This is a genomic window from Catellatospora sp. NPDC049133, assembly GCF_040648455.1.
In the GTDB taxonomy this organism is placed as follows: Bacteria; Actinomycetota; Actinomycetes; order Mycobacteriales; family Micromonosporaceae; genus Catellatospora; species Catellatospora aurea.
This window is the reverse complement of sequence record NZ_JBEZDT010000010.1, coordinates 74,902-91,669: the sequence shown is the minus strand read 5'-3', so window position 1 is coordinate 91,669 and position 16,768 is coordinate 74,902. Positions and strand designations below refer to the sequence as shown.

The following is a 16,768-nucleotide window of genomic DNA, read 5'->3' as shown; positions in this document are numbered from 1 at the left end:
GCAGCGAGGAGCAGTCATGAACGAGCCTGTCACTGACCGTAATCGGACCCTGACAGAGGAGGATCCCGAGCAGCTCCCGCCGTTCGCCGAGCAGGTGGCGCAGCAGCTGGGCGGCTGGCGCGGGATGACCGAGGCGGCCATCCCGGTCATCGTGTTCGTGCTGACCAACATCGTGCTGGGCTTCTGGTTCCCGGCGGAGGAGTCGCGCACCGCGCTGCAATTCGCCATCGGCGCGTCCGCGGCGGTGGCGATCGGCGTGGCGGTGGTGCGGCTGATCCAGAAGCGGCCTGTGCGCTTCGCGCTGAACGGACTGTTCGGCATCGGGCTGGGGGCCTGGATGGCCTGGGACTCCGGCAAGGAGGTCGACTTCTACCTGCCGGGCATCTGGATCACCATGGGCCAGATCGTGATCCTGCTGGGCTCGATCGCGCTGCGCCACCCGATGGTGGGCTGGTTCTGGTCGGTGATCGCCAACGGCGGGCGCAACGACTGGCGCGAGGACAACCGGCTGGTACGCGTCTTCTCCCAGCTGACCGCGCTGTGGGCGGTGGTGTTCGCGATCAAGGTCGCCGTCCAGGGCGGGCTGTGGATGACCGAGCAGGGCACCGCCCTCGGCATCGCTCGCATCGTGATGGGCACGCCGCTGTTCGCCCTGCTCGTGGTGATCAGCTTCGGCGTCGTCCGCCGCGTCCGCCGGGACGCGCCCCAGCCTGCCTGATCGCCCTCCGCTTGGCGAGTGCGCCGCACCGGCCTCCGGGTCGGTGCGGCGCTGTCGTTCCGGTGCGCGGGAAGCGCTGGTTCCGGTCAAGATCTGCGGTCAGACGCCGTCTCGACCGGAAACGGCGATCTTGCCAGACCGGCGGCCGAGAGTGGGTCAGCGCCGGCGGGAGCGGGTCTTCTCGACGCTGTCGGCGCCGAGCATGACCGAGCGGACCTGCTCCTCGACCTCGACCGTGCAGACGAAGACCAGCTCGTCGCCGGCCTCGACCGGGTCGTCGGGGGTCGGCGTGAGCACGCGGCGGCCGCGCACGATGGCGACGAGGGCGCTGTCCGGCGGCAGCGGGATGGAGCGGATCGGCAGGCCGACGTGCGGGGCGTCCTCGGGCAGGGTGATCTCCACCAGGTTGGCCTCGCCGTGCCGGAAGGTCATCAGCCGGACCAGGTCGCCGACCGTCACCGCCTCCTCGACCAGGGCCGCCATGACGCGTGGCTTGGAGACGGAGACGTCCACGCCCCACTGCTCGGTGAACAGCCACTCGTTCTCGGCCCGGTTGACCCGGGCGACCACCCGCGGCACCGCGAACTCGGTCTTGGCCAGCAGCGACACCACCAGGTTGACTTTGTCGTCGCCGGTGGCGGCGACGACCACGTCGCAGGCGGCGAGGTTGATCTCCTGGAGGCTGGACAATTCGCAGGCGTCGGCGAGCACCCAGTCCGCGGCGGGCACCCGCTCGGGGCGCAGCATGCGCGGCTGGCGCTCCAGCAGCATGACCTGGTGGCCGTTCTCGATGAGCTCCTGGGCGATGGAGCGCCCGACGTTGCCCGCCCCGGCGATGGCGACCCGCATGGTGACTCCTCCTAGGCCGCGGCCGGCGGCGCGGCGGCGATCTTGGTGACGGTTTCCGCGATGTCGTCCGTGACCAGCATGAACACCTGGTCGCCATCCTGCAGCACGGTCGACGCAGTGGTCAGCGTGCCGAGGCCGAAGCGCATCAGGAAGGCGGTGCGGGTGCCGGTCGCCTCCTCCAGCGCGTGCAGCGGGTGGCCGATCCAAGCCGGGTTCACCGGGGTCTCGATGATGGCGACGGTGCTGGTGGGGTCGCGGTACAGCTCGGAGGCGCCCTCGGGCACCAGGTGCCGCACGATGCGGTCGGCGGTCCAGCGCACGGTCGCGACGGTGGGGATGCCCAGCCGCTCGTACACCTCGGCGCGGCGCTGGTCGTAGATGCGGGCCACGACGCGCTGCACGCCGAACGTCTCGCGCGCCAGCCGGGCGGAGATGATGTTGGAGTTGTCGCCGCTGGAGACCGCAGCGAAGGCGTCGGCCCGTTCGATGCCGGCCTGGATGAGGACCTCGCGGTCGAAGCCGACGCCGGTGACCGTGGTGCCCGCGAAATCGGGGGAGAGCCGGCGGAACGCGTCGGCGTCCTGATCGATGATCGAGACGGAGTGCCCGCGCGCCTCCAGGCTGTGCGCGAGCGTCGAGCCGACCCGGCCGCACCCCATGATCACAACGTGCACGTCACGCCCTCCCGACCGGCGTCCTGGCCCCCGCGGCAGCGGCTCGACCCGGCGCGGTGCCGCTCCGGACTGCCACCTTCGCCCAGCCTGCCATGCGCGCGTACGGCGCGCGACATCAGAGTGCCACGTGCCTTCGCGCCCGGGCGTCGTAGGCTCCCACATGTGGCGAGCCCTACCTCCCTGCTGAAGCGTCTCCTGCTAGGCAGGCCGTTCCGTTCCGACCGACTGCAGCACACCCTGCTGCCCAAGCGCCTCGCTCTGCCGATCTTCGCTTCGGACGCGCTGTCCAGCGTCGCCTACGCGCCGGGTGAGATCCTGCTGACCCTGTCGATCGCGGGCGCGGCCGCCTACGCGTACTCCCCCTGGGTGGCATTGGCGGTCGTGGTGGTGATGCTGACCGTCGTCGCGAGCTACCGGCAGAACGTGCACGCGTACCCGTCCGGCGGCGGCGACTACGAGGTCGCCACGGTCAATCTGGGGTCCAAGTCGGGTCTGGCCGTGGCCAGCGCGCTGCTGGTGGACTACGTGCTCACGGTGGCGGTGTCGATCTCGTCAGGCGTGGAGAACCTCGGGTCCGCGATCCCGCTGATCCGCCAGCACGAGGTGATCACCGCGGTGCTGCTGATCGCGTTGCTGGCCGCGCTGAACCTGCGCGGCCTGCGCGAGTCGGGCTTCATGTTCGCGATCCCGACCTACCTGTTCATGCTCGCCATGCTCGGCCTGATCGGCTGGGGCATCATCCGGATCTTCGTGCTGGGCGAGGACCTGAAGGCCCCGAGCGCGGAGCTGACCATCCTGCCCGAGCACGGCCTGCAGGTCGGCACGAGCTTCGCCTTCGCTTTCCTGCTGGTGCGGGCCTTCTCCTCGGGATGTGCGGCGCTGACCGGTGTCGAGGCAATCTCCAACGGCGTGCCCGCCTTCAAGCCGCCCAAGAGCAAGAACGCCGCCACCACGCTGCTGATGCTCGGCCTGCTGTCGATCATCATGCTGGTCTCGATCGTGGCGCTGAGCCTCAAGACCGGCCTGCAGTACGTGGAGAGCCCGGCCGAGCAGATCGTGGGGGCCGCCCCGAACTACGAGCAGCCGACCGTCACCGCGCAGCTCGCCGAGACCATCTTCGACCACTTCCCGCCGGGGTTCTACCTGGTGATCGCGATGACCGCGCTCATCCTGGTGCTGGCCGCCAACACCGCGTTCAACGGCTTCCCGGTGCTGGGCTCGATCCTGGCGCAGGACCGCTACCTGCCGCGCCAGCTGCACACCCGCGGCGACCGGCTGGCCTTCTCCAACGGCATCCTGCTGCTGGCCTTCTTCGCGGCGGTGCTGGTCATCGCGTTCCAGGCGGAGACCACCCGGCTGATCCAGCTGTACATCGTCGGGGTGTTCGTGTCGTTCACGCTGTCGCAGATCGGCATGCTGCGGCACTGGAACCGGCTGCTGCGCACCGAGCGGGACGTGTCGGCCCGCCGCCGGATGCAGCGGGCTCGGGCGATCAACGGCTTCGGCGCGGTGCTGACCGGCTTCGTGCTGATCCTCGTGCTGGCGACGAAGTTCACCCACGGGGCGTGGATCTCGATTGCGGCGATGGCGGTGATCTACGCGATCATGGTGGGTATCCGCAAGCACTACGACACGGTGGCCCGCGAGCTGGTGCCGTCGGAGGAGCGGCCGGTGCTGCCGGCCCGCAACCACGCCATCGTGCTGGTCAGCAAGCTGCACCTGCCGACCATGCGGGCGCTGGCGTACGCGAAGGCGACCCGGCCGGACACGCTGACCGCGCTGACCGTCAACGTGGACGTCGCGGACACCCGGGCCATCCAGGCCGAGTGGGAGCGCCGGGGCATCAACACCCCGCTGACCGTGGTCGACTCGCCCTACCGGGAGATCAGCCGGCCCATCATCGACTACGTGAAGTCGCTGCGCCGGGCCTCACCGCGCGACGTGGTGACCGTCTACATCCCCGAGTACGTGGTGGGCCGGTGGTGGGAGCACCTCCTGCACAACCAGTCCGCGCTGCGCATCAAGGGCCGGTTGCTGTACGAGCCGGGCGTGATGGTCACCAGCGTGCCCTGGCAGCTGGCCTCCACCAACAGCACCGACCTGGACCGGCTGGACCGCGACCTGGTGCGCACCCCGGCGCGCGGCCCGCGCGCCGGTGAGGACGTCTGATGGCCGCCGTGACCGAGCTCTACGAGGGCGACAAGGTCGAGGTGACGGTCGGGCCGATCGCGCACGGCGGGCACTGCGTGGCCCGGCACGAGGGTCAGGTGATCTTCGTGCGGCACGCGCTGCCCGGTGAGCGGGTGGTCGTGGAGATCACCGAGCTGCACAAGGCCTACCTGCGCGGCGACTGCGTCGAGGTGTTGCAGGCGTCCCCGGACCGGATCACCCCGCGCTGCCCGTACGCCCATGCGAACGGCTGCGGAGGCTGCGACCTGCAGCATGTCGCGTCCCCGGCGCAGCGGGAGTGGAAGGCGGCCGTGGTGCGCGAGCAGCTCGTCCGGCTCGGGAAACTGGGTGCGGCCGAGGTGGACGCGCTCGGTGTGACGGTCGCCGAGCTGCCCGGCGGGGACGAGGGCTGGCGCACCAGGGTCCGCTACCGGGCGGACGCGCTGGGTCGGCCGGGCCTGCTCAAGCACCGCTCCAACGAGGTGGTGGCGATCGGCCGCTGCCGGATCGCGCACCCGGAGATCCAGGCGCTCGACGTGCTGGAGCGGCGCTGGCCGGACGCCGACCTGATCGACGTGGTCAAGCCGTCGAGCGCCCCCGCGCAGCTGGTCCAGGACCCGCCGCAGCGGATCGTGGAGCGGGCCGCCGGGCACGACTTCACGATCTCCGCGGGCGGCTTCTGGCAGGTGCACCCGGCTGCGGCGGACACGCTGGTGGAGGCGGTGCTGGAGCTGCTGGACCCGCGCCCCGGCGAGCACGCCTGGGACCTGTACGGGGGCGCCGGCCTGTTCGCCGCCGCCCTGGCCGACCGGGTCGGGGTGACCGGCGCGGTGACCCTGGTCGAGTCGGCACGGGACGGCGTCGCGGCGGCCCGGGGCAACCTGTCCGCGCTGCCGGTACGCGTCGTCGAGGCGACCGTGGAGCGGGCCCTGCACCGCGACCGGCGGCCCAAGGAACGGCTGCCGCACCCCGACGTGGTGGTGCTGGACCCGCCGCGCACCGGAGCCGGTGCCGCCGTGGTCAAGGCGATCACCGCGGCAGGACCGCGAGCGGTGGCCTACGTCGCCTGCGACCCGGCCGCTCTGGGCCGTGACGTGCGCACCTTCCGCGAGCAAGGCTGGAAGTTGACGGCCCTGCGGGCCTACGACTGCTTCCCGCAGACGCACCACGTGGAATGTGTCGCGCTGCTGAACCCGGGGGAGTGACATGGTGTCGCCCAGGCGGCGGCCAGGAGTGAGTGAAGGTCTCGTGAAGGGGTGGCGAGCCGGTGAGCGGCCGTGCGTGCTGCCGATAGACTTCCCCGGCATGGGTAAGCGGAACGTGAGGCACCCCCACCGGAGTGCTGTGCGGTACGGCAGCGAGGAGAAGTCATGAACGAGGGTGTGACCCTGCTGAGCTCGGTCAAAGGGCCGCAGGACCTCAAGACGCTGTCCCCGGAGCAGCTGACCGGCCTGGCGGCCGAGATCCGCGACTTCCTGATCGCCAAGGTCGCGCGCACCGGCGGGCACATCGGGCCGAACCTCGGTGTGGTGGAACTCACCCTGGCCATGCACCGGGTCTTCGACTCCCCGGCCGACCGCTTCGTCTTCGACACCGGCCACCAGGCGTACGTGCACAAGATGGTCACCGGCCGGATGGACGGCTTCGACCAGCTGCGCCAGCGCGGCGGCCTCACCGGCTACCCGAACCAGGCCGAGAGCGAGCACGACCTGGTCGAGAACTGCCACGCCTCGACCGCGCTCTCCTACGCCGACGGCATGGCCAAAGGCTACGCGCTGCGCGGCGAGAAGCGCCACGTGGTCGCGGTCGTCGGTGACGGCGCGCTGACCGGCGGCATGTGCTGGGAGGCGCTGAACAACATCGCCGCCACGGACAACCCGCTGGTGATCATCGTCAACGACAACGGGCGCTCGTACGCCCCGACCATCGGCGGCCTGGCCGACCACCTCGCCACGCTGCGCCTGAACCCGGGTTACGAGAAGGTCCTGGACCTGGTCAAGGACGCGCTGGAGAAGACCCCGCTGGTCGGCAAGCCGCTGTTCGACGCCCTGCACGCGGTCAAGAAGGGCATCAAGGACGCGGTCGCCCCGCAGGCGATGTTCGAGGACCTGGGCCTGAAGTACATCGGGCCGGTGGACGGGCACGACCAGGCCGCGCTGGAGTCGGCGCTGGGCCGCGCCCGCCGCTTCGGCGGCCCGGTGATCGTGCACGCGGTCACCGCGAAGGGCTACGGCTACCAGCCGGCCCTCAACGACGAGGCCGACCGCTTCCACGCGCCGAGCGCGTTCGACCCGGAGACCGGCAAGCTGCTGGCCGCGCCCAGCCTCAAGTGGACCAAGGTGTTCGCCGAGGAACTGGTCGAGATCGCGGGCGAGCGGCCCGACGTCGTCGGCATCACCGCCGCGATGCCCGAGTCCACCGGCATCGACCGGCTCGCCGCGGCGTACCCGGACCGGGCGTACGACGTGGGCATCGCCGAGCAGCACGCGACGACCTCTGCGGCGGGTCTGGCGCTGGCCGGCCTGCACCCCGTGGTCGCCATCTACGCGACCTTCCTCAACCGGGCCTTCGACCAGGTCCTGCTCGACGTGGCGCTGCACAGGCTGCCGGTCACATTCGTGCTGGACCGGGCGGGCATCACCGGGCCCGACGGCCCGAGCCACTACGGCATCTGGGACATGTCGGTGTTCGGCGTGGTGCCGGGCCTGCGCATCGCCGCGCCCCGCGACGCCGAGACGCTGCGCGAGGAGCTGCGCGAGGCGGTCGGCATCTCCGACGGCCCGACCATCGTGCGCTTCCCGACCGGTTCGGTGCCCGCGGCGCTGCCCGCGCTGCGCCGCGTCGGCGGCTCGGACGGCCTGGGCGGCCTCGACGTGCTGGCCGAGGCCGAGCGCAAGGACGTGCTGCTGGTGTCCGTCGGCGCGTTCGCGCACCTGTCGGTGCAGGTCGCCGCGAAGCTCGCCGAGCGTGGCTACGGCGTGACCGTGGTCGACCCGCGCTGGGTGCGCCCGGCCCCGGTGGATCTGGTGCCGCTGGCCCGCGAGCACAAACTGGTGGTGACGCTGGAGGACGGCGTACGGGCCGGCGGTGTCGGCGACGCGGTCTCCAAGCTGCTGCGCGACAACGAGGTGGACGTGCCGCTGCGCGACCTGGGCGTGCCGTCGACGTGGATCGAGCACGGCACCCGCGCCGAGATCCTCGCCGAGATCGGGCTCACGGTTCCGGAGATCACCGAGAAGGTGACCAAGTGGGCCGCCGCGGTGACGCCCGCCGCCCCGGCCCCGCTCGCGACCTCGGTGCGCGGCTGACCCGTACCGCGTGACCGAAGCCGCCGACGACAACCCGTCGGCGGCTTCGGCGCGTCTGAGCACGCGGAGCCGGAGGACGGACGCGTGAGGTGGTGCGGGCGTGGTGCGTGAGCCGGACGGCGGCGCGGTCATCGACCTCGGGGTGCTGCCGTCCGACGAGCCCGACGAGCCCGCCGGGCCGGTGGTCGCGTCCGGGCGGGTGCGCCTGCTGGCGGCGGTGCTGGCCGTGGCGGCGGTGCTGACCGGGGTGACCGCGGCTGATCCGTTCCCCCGGCAGCGGGTGTCCACGCTGGCTCTCCTGCCCTCGTCGACGGGTAGCACGTGGGTGGTCGACGACGCGCTCGTCATGGTCTTCGAGAACCAACGCGCGGTGGCCTACGACCCGCGCGGCTGGCACGAGCTGTGGTCGGTCCAGGAGGCCGCGATCGTGCACGCGGTCGCGTACGACGACCTGGTGGTGCTGTTCCGCGGTGACGCGATGAACGAGCCCGCCGCGGAGAAGCCCGAGTGGGCCCTGGCCGTGGACCGGGCGACCGGGCAGCGGCGCTGGAGCAGCGAGCGGCAGGTCGAGGTGCGCGGCGACGTCATGGTCGCCTATGAGCCCGCCGCCGTGGTGCCGGACATCGAGGTGCGCGACACCCGCACCGGCCGGGTGCGCTGGCGCGTGCCGGAAGCGCTCAGCTGGACGGTCGACTCGCGGCGGTCGGCGCTGTGGCGGATCGCCCCGGCCGGCGAGCTGGTGGAGCACGATCTGCGCACGGGAGCGGTGCGCCGGGCGGCCCGGGTGCCGCTGCCCGAGCCGCGCCGGTACCTCAACCTGACGCTCGGCCGCGGCGCGGTGGGCCTCACCGGGTTCGGCGACGGCGGCTGGGGTCGCAGCACGACGTTCTGGTACTCCGCGACCGACCTCACCGCGCTCGGCGCAGCCGACCAGTGGGCCTGGGAGCAGGACTGCGGCCGAGGTGTGCGCTGTGCGCACACCTTCGACGGCGAGCAGGTGTTCCTGGTCGACCCGGCCACCGGCGGCGTCCTGCGCACCCTGCCCGCCGGAGAGACGACCGGCAGCCCGCTGGGCCCGCTGGTCCTCGGACCGGACGGCCAGACCGAGTTCAGCGTGCCGACGGTGCGCGGGGTGCTCGATCCGCGGACCGGGGAGCTGCGAACCGGCTTGAAGGGCTGGCGGGTGCTCGGGGTCAACGACGATCTCGTACGCGTGCTCGGCTACTACGACCTGCCGAACCGGCGCACGTACCTGGCGGAGCTGACCGAGCGGGAGGCGGTGCGCCTCGGGGCGGTGCCGTACCTGCTGCGGGAGTGCACGCTGACCGGGCGGACCCTGGTCTGCGCCACGATGGCGGGGGAGATCGTGGTGCTGCGGGTCGAGCAGGAGCAGCGGTGACCGGGCCCGGTCTGTCCGGCGCCGCCGTGATCGACCTTGGTGAGGGCTGGGCCGCCGATCCGGCCGGTCAACCGGCGCAGCGACGCCGCTGGACCGCGCCCGCCGCCGCGGTCTGCCTCGCGCTGCTCGCCCTCACCGTGACCGCGGACCGGCCGCGGCCGCCCGCCCGGCTGACCGAGCTGGCCCGGTGGGCCGAGCCGCAGGCGTTCCTGCTCGCCCCGGCCGGCACCGACACGCTGCTGGTGCAGACCCACGACGCGATCACGGCGTACGACGCGGCCGACGGCCGGCCGCGCTGGAGCCTGCCGCGCGTGGTGGACTCCATCCACGACGCCGGTGGCCTGCTCGTGCTGGGAATGTCCACACCGGAGGGCGAGTCGACGGAGCCGCGGTACGCCTCGAACGAGGCGGTGGCCGTGGACCGGATCACCGGGCAGGTGCGCTGGCGCGCGCAGGCCTACCTGCAGCCGGTCGGCGGCCTGCTGCTCGCGTACTCCGGCGACCCGGATCGCCCGGCGGTCGAGGTGCGCGATCCGGCGACGTACGCGTTGCGCTGGCGAGTGCCGGCCCGGTCGTTCGCCGTGGACGCCTGGGGCTCGGCGCTGTGGGAACTGGCCGGGGACGGGGAACTGGTGGAGCACGATCTCGCCACGGGCGAGGTACGCCGCCGGGCGAGGGTCGGGCTGCCCGAGGGCACGCGGCGGGCCGTCCTGGCCGGCCGTGACGCGGTCGGTGTTTTCGGATACCGGTTCGACGCCGACGGGCTGGAACAGATCGCCGGGGTGCGGTGGTACGCCCGGGACGGGCTGGCCCCCGTGGGCGCGCAGCACCGGTGGATCGGCGAGTACGACTGCGGAGCCGGAACCTCCTGCGCCTATCCGGCCGACGGGGCGACGCCCTTCCTGATCGACAGCGCCACCGGCACGCCGATCCGGTCCCTGCCGGACACGGCGCACGTCGGCAGCGATGCGGGCCTGCTGGTGTTCGCGGACGGCAGAGTCGGGAGCGACGTCAGCGGCCGGCTGGAACCGGGCAGCGGCCGGTTGCGCACGGATGTGGCGGGCTGGCGCGTCCTGTCCACGACGGGGCAGGTGGCCCGGATCCTCGGGCACGAGGATCATGATCCGTTCGCCACCCACGTCGCCGAGCTGACCGCCGACGGACTGCGCCCGCTCGGCCGGGAGCCGCACGGGCTGGTGCAGTGCGCCACCGTGCCACGGGCGGCGGTCTGCACCACGACGTCCGGCGAGGTCGTCATCTGGCGTATCGGGGAGGAGCTGCCATGAACACCGTGTCGCAGGGCACGGACGCGGTCATCGACCTGGGCGGCGGCTGGCGCGAACCACTGCCCGAACCCGGTGCGACGGGCCGCCGCCTCCGGGCCGCCGCGCTGGCGCTGGCCGCGGTGCTGCCGCTGGCGCTCGGCGGTGCGGCCCCGCCGACGGTGGGCCTGGTCGAGGTGGCTCGGGTGTCGGTGGCCGACGCGCGGGCCACCGACCTGGTGTTCGCCGGGGGAGCGGTGCTGCTGCGCGGGCAGGGCCGGCTCACCGCGTACGAGCTGGCCGACGGCGCGCCCCGCTGGAGCGTGGAGTTGCCGGACCGGCCCGAGATGAGCAACATCGTGGTCTCGCCCGCGGTGCCCGACGTCGCCGTGATCGCGCAGTCGGACGGGAGCGGAGCGGAGTTCAGCGTCGCGCTCGACCTCGCCACCGGGACCGAACTGTGGCGGACCGACCAGCTGATGGTGCCGGCCGGCGACACCGTGTACACCACGGGCTCGGTGTACGGGACGAACGGCGCTCCCGCGATCCACGTCCACGACCTGCGAACCGGAGCCCGGCTCTGGACCATGCCGGACGCGGTGAACGCCGCATTCGACGACAAGGGCGGCACAGCCTGGACGGTGAGCCCAGACGGGCTGGTGACGGCGTACGCCGGGCGCGACGGCCGGGTGCTGCGCAGCGGCAGGGTGCGGTTGCCCGCGACGGTCGATTCCGCATTCGCCGCCGGTGGTGAGCTCGCCGTCGGCTACCCGACCGAAGCCGGCCACCGGGTGGCCTGGTTCGACGGGACGACGCTCGCGGAGCTGCCCAGCCCCGCGCCGGACGGGTGGGGTGTCGACTGCGGTGCGCTGCTGCGATGCGTACGGACGTCCGACCCGGCCCCGGGCCTGGAGGTGATCGACAGGGCGACCGGCACGGTGGTGCGTCGGCTGACCACAGGGTCGTATCTGTCCAGAGGCTCCTACCTGCTCATCTTCGACCGCGAGGGCGACATGGACGGCGGGCTCGGCCTCCGCCCGCGCACGCTGATCGACCTGGGCACCGGCCGGGCGACCGACGTCGCGGGCTGGGAGGTGCTGTGGCAGCAGGTGCCGGTCACGGTGCTGGTGCGGCTGGTGGAGAAGGGCAAGGTGCTGCAGGTGGCCCGGCTCGGCCCGGACGGGCCCGAGATCCTGGCGCAGTTGCCCGGTGATGTGCAACGGTGTGCGTTCGAGCAGCGGACCCTGCTCTGCACACGGTACGGCGGCCAGGCGATCCTCTGGCGGCTGCGCGACTGATCAGGCCCGGCGGGAGGCAGGGTGACCGTGCTCATCGACCTCGGCGACCCGCGCGGGCTCGCGGATGAGCCGGACGACGGGCCGCGGCTGTCCCGGTCGGGCCGGCGGGCCCTGGCGCTGCTGACCGTTGCGCTCGCCGGGCTGCTGGCCTGCGGCGGGTCCGCGCCCGTGCCTGCCGCGCCGCTGCGCTGGACCACCCAGCTCGCGCCCCCGCTCGCCGCACCCGTGGTGTTCGCGGGCGATCTGGTGCTGGCGATGCACCGCGGGGAGGCCGCCCGGAGCCTGGTCGCCGTCGGCGGCGACGGCACGCAGCGCTGGCGGCTGCCGCTGGACGGCGACTCCACCGAGGTGCACGAAGCCCGGCAGGTCGGCACAACCCTGCTGGTGACGGTGCTCGACAGCGCCGCAGCGGCCGAGCCGTGGACCACGTACGGGCTGGACCCGGCGACCGGGGCGCGGCTGTGGCAGGAGCGGGCGTATCTGCTGGGCGTGGGACCCGGCGGCGCGACCGCGGTGCTGGTCGGCATGTCCGCCGCACTCGACTGGTACGGCGGCTGGGACGTGGCGACCGGGCGGCGGCTGTGGCGGCGCACCCTCGACAAATCCTTCTGGCTCGCCCCGCACCTGGTCGACGGGCAGCTCGCCGGGGCGGTGCTGGTCGACACCCGTGACGGCGACCGGGTACGCATGGTCGGCCTCGACGGAGGGCTGAGTGCCGCTCACCCGCTGCCACCGCAGGCGAGCGGCATGCAGGTGGTCGGCGGCCTGGCGGTGGTGGCGTACGAGCGCGACGGGCGGCGGCGGGTCGCCGCGCTGCGGCTGCCCACGCTGAAGACGGCGTGGGACGTCGCGCCGACGTTCGACAGCCGCCACGTCTACCTGACCGCCTGCTCGCCCCTGGTCTGCGCCAGCGCGGCGGACGAGGTGTGGCTGCTCGACCCCGCCGACGGCGCGGTGCGCTGGCAGGGGCAGGTCGGCGGGTTCACCCCGCTCGGGCCGGGCCGGGTGCTCACCGGCACCGACGAGCGCCCGCTGTCCGGTGTGCTGCGCGACGTCACGACCGGGGCGGAGCTGCTGCGGCTGGACGGCTGGACACCGGCCGGGACCGACGGCAGCAGGCTGGTGCTGACCCGGACCGACGGCGACCGGACCTGGTTCGGGGTGGTCGACATGGCCCGGCCGGACCGGGTCCGGCTGGTCGGCACCGGCGGGATCACCCTGGACCGGTGCTGGCTGGGCGGCGCGACGCTGGTCTGCCAGTCCCTGATCGGCCTGGACGTCTACCGCCTCACGGACTGACGCGGGCCGCGCGCCGTCACCAGTTGGCCTGGCCCGGCGGGGTCGGCAGTGGCACGGACGCGGGATGGATGACGTACACCACGCCGCGGCTGCTGTTGAGCCAGGCGGACTCCCACTCGGCCCGGCCGACGGGCTTGCGCACCTGCGCGTTGCTGGCCGAGTTCGGGTCGTTGAGCACCGGGTCGCCGTCGGCGGTGAAGCCGACCAGCGTCATCAGGTGGCCGCTGGTGCTGTAGTCCAGGCCGGGGACCTGGCCTTTCTTGTAGGACGCCGAGGCGACCAGCGGGATGCCCGCGGCGATGAACCGCTCGGCCTCGTTGAGCGAGCGCAGCCGGGTCACGAAGCCGCGCAGCCCGAACCGGCCCGCGTACGCGGTGTTGAACGGCCAGTTGCCGCACCCGTCGAAGTCGTGGTCGAAGGTGTGCCGGGCGGCGAAGTCGACCCACGGGTCGGCGTAGGAGGGGTCCACCCAGGCGTAGTCCGCGGGGGTGGGGCCGACGCCCCAGTAGGCCAGCACCATCGACGTGGAGGTGGGGCTGCACCACGCCTCGCCGCCGCCGTTCCACTGCGGGTACTCGCCCTGGTGGATCTGCTGCGAGTACTGCGGCACGTCGAGCACGACGCCCTGCGCCGCGAGCGGCACGCTCGGGGTGAGCTTGCCGGGGGCGGGCAGCGCCGAGGCGACCGCGCCGACGGTGCGCAGCACCGGCACGTCCGTGCTGCCGACCGGGCGCAGCAGGGTCGCCCGCAGCCGCCAGGAGGCCAGGGCGCGCCCGTCGGCCGCGACGTAGGTGTCGGCGTACACGGTGCCGTCCGCGTCGCCCTGGCCGCGCACGGAGGTGCGCCGGAAGGACACGTCGTCGGCGGCCCAGCGGCCGAGGTCGAACCACTTCGTGGTGGTGCCCGCGACGGTCGTGCCGCTCAGCTCGATCCGGACGAAGCAGGCGCCGGGGGTGTCGGCGGTCCAGGACGGGATGACCTCGGTGGCGGCGAAGCCGACCGCGGTCTCCGGCCCGGTCCAGGCGGCGGTCTCGTAGTCGGTGGTCAGCCCGGTGACGGGGTCGGTGTGCGAGAAGGTCCCGGTCGGGGCGACGAAGGTGAGACCTCCGGTGCCGGCGAAGACGCCGCTGCCCGTACCCTCTGCCCAGCGCTGCGGCGAGTCCCACCGGCGGAAGGCGATGTCCCGGCCGGCGGGCGGCTTCTTGCCCGCCGCGGCGGCCTGCTCGGCCGGCACGGCGGTGGCCGCGACGACCGCGCCCGCGGCGGTACGCAGGACGTTGCGTCGGTTCATCGGTGCCTCCCGTGGTGCGCCGAGCGCTGGCGATTCTCTGCAATGAGAGTTCTATAGACGAAGATTTTTTGCAATGGCTCCGGGGTTCTATCTTCGTGGACGGAACCGGGCCGAAGGAAGGCGGAGACGTGCGGGTGCTGGTGGTGGAGGACGAGCGGCACTTGGCCGATGCGATCGCCCGAGGGCTGCGCCGGCACGGGCTGGCCGTGGACGTCGCCTACGACGGCAGCGTCGGACACGAGATGGCCTTCGTCACGCGGTACGACGTGGTGGTGCTCGACCGGGACCTGCCCGGCATGCATGGCGACCAGCTGTGCGCCGCGCTCGTCGGCTCGGGGGCGCTGACCCGGGTGCTGATGCTGACCGCCAGCGGCAGCGTCGCCGAGCGCGTCGAGGGCCTGCGCCTGGGCGCCGACGACTACCTGCCCAAACCGTTCGCCTTCGACGAACTGGTGGCCAGGGTGCAGGCGCTGGGCCGCCGGGCCACCCCGGTCACCCCGCCGGTGCTGCGCGCCGGGGACCTCGAACTCGATCCCGCCAAGCGCTCGGTGACCCGGGGCGGCGTGCTCGTCGACCTGACCAACAAGGAGTTCGGCGTGCTGGAGGAGCTGCTGCGGGCCCGCGGCGGCGTGGTCTCCACCGAGGAGCTGCTGGAACGGGTCTGGGACGCCAACACCGACCCGTTCACGACCATAGTGCGGGTCACCATGCGCACGCTCCGGATGAAGATCGGGCAGCCCGCGCTCATCGAGACGCTGGTCGGCGCCGGTTACCGCATCCCGTCGGCGGCCCAGGACGGCGCCGCGTGACGGCCCGGCCGAAACGCGTGCCCGCCCGCCGCGGCTTCCGGCCCACCCTGCGGCTGCGGCTCACCCTGCTCAACGGTGTGCTGCTGGTGGGGGCGGGCATCCTGCTGATGCTGGTCGCCTGGCTGGTCGTGAACGCCGTGCTGCACCCCGCCGACGAGCTGGCCCCGGGCACCGTGGTCCGGCTCGCCGACGGGCAGCAGCTGGACGCCCGGCAGTGGCAGGAGTCGGTGCTGTCCGCCGCGCAGACCGAGCTGACCGTCAAAGGCCTGGTCGCCGTGCTCGCGATCAGCGTGGTCGGCGTCCTCGGGGCGTACGCCGTCGTCGGCCGCGCCCTGCGCCCGCTGCACCACGTCACCGCCACCGCCCGCAAGCTCGGCGGGGAGACCCTCGACCAGCGCATCCGCTACACCGGCGCGGACGACGAGGTGGCCGAGCTCGCCGACACCTTCGACGCGATGCTGGACCGGCTCGGCGCGGCGTTCACCGCGCAGCAGCGCTTCGTCGCCAACGCCTCGCACGAGCTGCGCACCCCGCTGGCGGTGATGCGCACCGAGATCGACGTGACACTGTCCGACCCCGCGGTGGACACCGCCGAACTCAAGCGCATGGCCACCGTCGTACGCGACGCGTCCGAGCGGGCCAACGCCCTGGTGGACGCGCTGCTCATGCTGGCCCGCAGCGAGGGCCGCACCGGCCTGCGCAACGAGCCGGTGGACCTCGGCACGGGCGTGCTGGGCGCGCTGTCCGCCATGGACCACGAGGTGCGCCGGATCAAGCTCGCCGTCGACACCCGGCTGGACCCGGCTCCGGTCATCGGCGATCCGAGCCTGCTGGACCGGCTGGCCGGCAACCTCATCGAGAACGCGGTCCGCTACAACCACCTGGGCGGGCAGATCTGGGTGGAGAGCCGGCACGACGGCGAGTACGCCCGGCTCATGGTCGGCAACACCGGGTTCAAGGTGGACCAGGCCGACGTGCCCGGACTGTTCGAGCCGTTCCGACGCGGCGGCCGCGAGCGCACCGGCGCGCGGGGTTCCGGCCTGGGCCTGTCCATCGTGCGGGCGGTGTGTGTCGCGCACGGCGGCACGGTCGGCGCGGTAGCGCTGCCCGGTGGAGGTATGGAGGTCACCATCGCGCTGCCCCTAGCATCGGAGAGATGACCTCTCTGATCCGGCACATCACCGTGGACTGCACCGATCCCTACGCGCTGGCGGGCTTCTGGAGCGAGGTCACCGGCTACCCCCGCGACCCCGACGACAAGCCCGAGGACCCGGCCGCGCTGCTGATGTCGCCCGACGACGGGCCCGGCCTGCTGTTCATCGCCGTGCCGGAGGGCAAGGCCGTCAAGAACCGCGTGCACTTCGACCTGCAACCGACCGACCGCACCCGTGACGAGGAGGTCGAGCGGCTGCTCGCGGCCGGCGCGACGCTGGTCTCCGACCTGCGCAACCTCGACGGCACCGGCTGGGCGGTCATGGCCGACCCCGAGGGCAACGAGTTCTGCGTCGAACGCTCCGCCGCCGAACGCGCCACGGCAGCAGTATGAGCGAGGTCCGTTTGCAGGCATTGCTGGAGGAGGCGGCGGACATCCCGATCATCGCCGATCCCGAGGCGCACTATCGCTCTGTGCAGTCCCGGCTGGAGGATCAGGCGCAGCGACCTGACGAGGCTGACGATCCGGGCCGCTGAAAC

Annotated in this window: 15 protein-coding genes; 12 read left to right on the top strand and 3 right to left on the bottom strand. The window is 72.9% G+C overall.

The window, feature by feature from the left end:
* Positions 1-16: 16 nt before the first annotated feature.
* Positions 17-718, top strand: coding sequence for a DUF3159 domain-containing protein (locus tag AB0B35_RS13555; RefSeq protein ID WP_361044654.1), 702 nt, complete (start codon positions 17-19; stop codon positions 716-718).
* A 156-nt stretch (positions 719-874) separates the two neighbouring features.
* On the opposite strand, the gene AB0B35_RS13550 is transcribed toward AB0B35_RS13555, so the two are convergent.
* Together AB0B35_RS13550 and AB0B35_RS13545 are read right to left on the bottom strand one after the other, a co-directional pair.
* The gene (locus tag AB0B35_RS13550) at positions 875-1,567 is read right to left on the bottom strand and encodes a TrkA family potassium uptake protein (RefSeq protein WP_120318650.1); all 693 of its coding nucleotides are present in this window, start codon (positions 1,565-1,567) and stop codon (positions 875-877) included.
* Between the two features lie 11 nt (positions 1,568-1,578).
* Positions 1,579-2,241: a TrkA family potassium uptake protein gene (locus AB0B35_RS13545; RefSeq protein ID WP_361044652.1), complete on the bottom strand. Its 663-nt coding sequence runs from the start codon at positions 2,239-2,241 to the stop codon at positions 1,579-1,581.
* Positions 2,242-2,403: 162 nt separating this feature from the next.
* Here AB0B35_RS13545 and AB0B35_RS13540 point away from each other — a divergent pair, with 162 nt between their 5' ends.
* From AB0B35_RS13540 to AB0B35_RS13510, 7 genes are all read left to right on the top strand, one after another.
* Positions 2,404-4,410: an APC family permease gene (locus AB0B35_RS13540; protein ID WP_361044649.1), complete on the top strand. Its 2,007-nt coding sequence runs from the start codon at positions 2,404-2,406 to the stop codon at positions 4,408-4,410.
* On the top strand, positions 4,410-5,615 hold the full coding sequence (locus AB0B35_RS13535) for a TRAM domain-containing protein (protein ID WP_361044647.1): 1,206 nt from the start codon (positions 4,410-4,412) through the stop codon (positions 5,613-5,615). The genes AB0B35_RS13540 and AB0B35_RS13535 overlap by 1 nt, the downstream gene beginning before the upstream one ends.
* A 165-nt stretch (positions 5,616-5,780) precedes the next feature.
* Positions 5,781-7,718 (top strand): 1-deoxy-D-xylulose-5-phosphate synthase, encoded by a 1,938-nt coding sequence (gene dxs, locus AB0B35_RS13530; protein ID WP_361044644.1) that lies wholly within the window; start codon positions 5,781-5,783, stop codon positions 7,716-7,718.
* A gap of 100 nt (positions 7,719-7,818) precedes the next feature.
* Positions 7,819-9,117, top strand: coding sequence for a hypothetical protein (locus AB0B35_RS13525; RefSeq protein ID WP_361044641.1), 1,299 nt, complete (start codon positions 7,819-7,821; stop codon positions 9,115-9,117).
* The gene (locus AB0B35_RS13520; protein WP_361044639.1) at positions 9,114-10,403 is read left to right on the top strand and encodes a hypothetical protein; all 1,290 of its coding nucleotides are present in this window, start codon (positions 9,114-9,116) and stop codon (positions 10,401-10,403) included. The genes AB0B35_RS13525 and AB0B35_RS13520 overlap by 4 nt, the downstream gene beginning before the upstream one ends.
* Positions 10,400-11,677, top strand: a complete 1,278-nt coding sequence (locus AB0B35_RS13515; protein ID WP_361044637.1) for a PQQ-binding-like beta-propeller repeat protein — start codon at positions 10,400-10,402, stop codon at positions 11,675-11,677. Before AB0B35_RS13520 ends, AB0B35_RS13515 begins: the two co-directional genes overlap by 4 nt.
* Before the next feature lie 21 nt (positions 11,678-11,698).
* The gene (locus AB0B35_RS13510) at positions 11,699-12,976 is read left to right on the top strand and encodes a PQQ-binding-like beta-propeller repeat protein (protein WP_361044634.1); all 1,278 of its coding nucleotides are present in this window, start codon (positions 11,699-11,701) and stop codon (positions 12,974-12,976) included.
* Between the two features lie 16 nt (positions 12,977-12,992).
* On the opposite strand, the gene AB0B35_RS13505 is transcribed toward AB0B35_RS13510, so the two are convergent.
* Entirely contained in the window at positions 12,993-14,267 is a 1,275-nt protein-coding gene (locus tag AB0B35_RS13505) for a C39 family peptidase (protein ID WP_361044632.1), read from the bottom strand.
* A gap of 128 nt (positions 14,268-14,395) precedes the next feature.
* On the opposite strand from AB0B35_RS13505, the gene AB0B35_RS13500 reads away from it, so the two are divergent.
* Genes AB0B35_RS13500 through AB0B35_RS13485 form a run of 4 tightly spaced genes read left to right on the top strand, consistent with a single transcriptional unit; the run spans position 14,396 to position 16,765 of the window.
* A complete protein-coding gene (locus AB0B35_RS13500; protein ID WP_361044630.1) occupies positions 14,396-15,076 on the top strand; it encodes a response regulator transcription factor in 681 nt (226 codons plus the stop codon).
* A 17-nt stretch (positions 15,077-15,093) separates the two neighbouring features.
* Positions 15,094-16,236, top strand: coding sequence for a HAMP domain-containing sensor histidine kinase (locus AB0B35_RS13495; RefSeq protein ID WP_361044947.1), 1,143 nt, complete (start codon positions 15,094-15,096; stop codon positions 16,234-16,236).
* Positions 16,233-16,622: a VOC family protein gene (locus tag AB0B35_RS13490; protein WP_361044628.1), complete on the top strand. Its 390-nt coding sequence runs from the start codon at positions 16,233-16,235 to the stop codon at positions 16,620-16,622. Before AB0B35_RS13495 ends, AB0B35_RS13490 begins: the two co-directional genes overlap by 4 nt.
* Positions 16,619-16,765 carry a hypothetical protein gene (locus tag AB0B35_RS13485; RefSeq protein WP_361044625.1) on the top strand — a complete coding sequence of 49 codons (147 nt, stop codon included), beginning with the start codon at positions 16,619-16,621 and terminating at the stop codon, positions 16,763-16,765. The genes AB0B35_RS13490 and AB0B35_RS13485 overlap by 4 nt, the downstream gene beginning before the upstream one ends.
* The last annotated feature ends 3 nt before the right edge of the window (positions 16,766-16,768 follow it).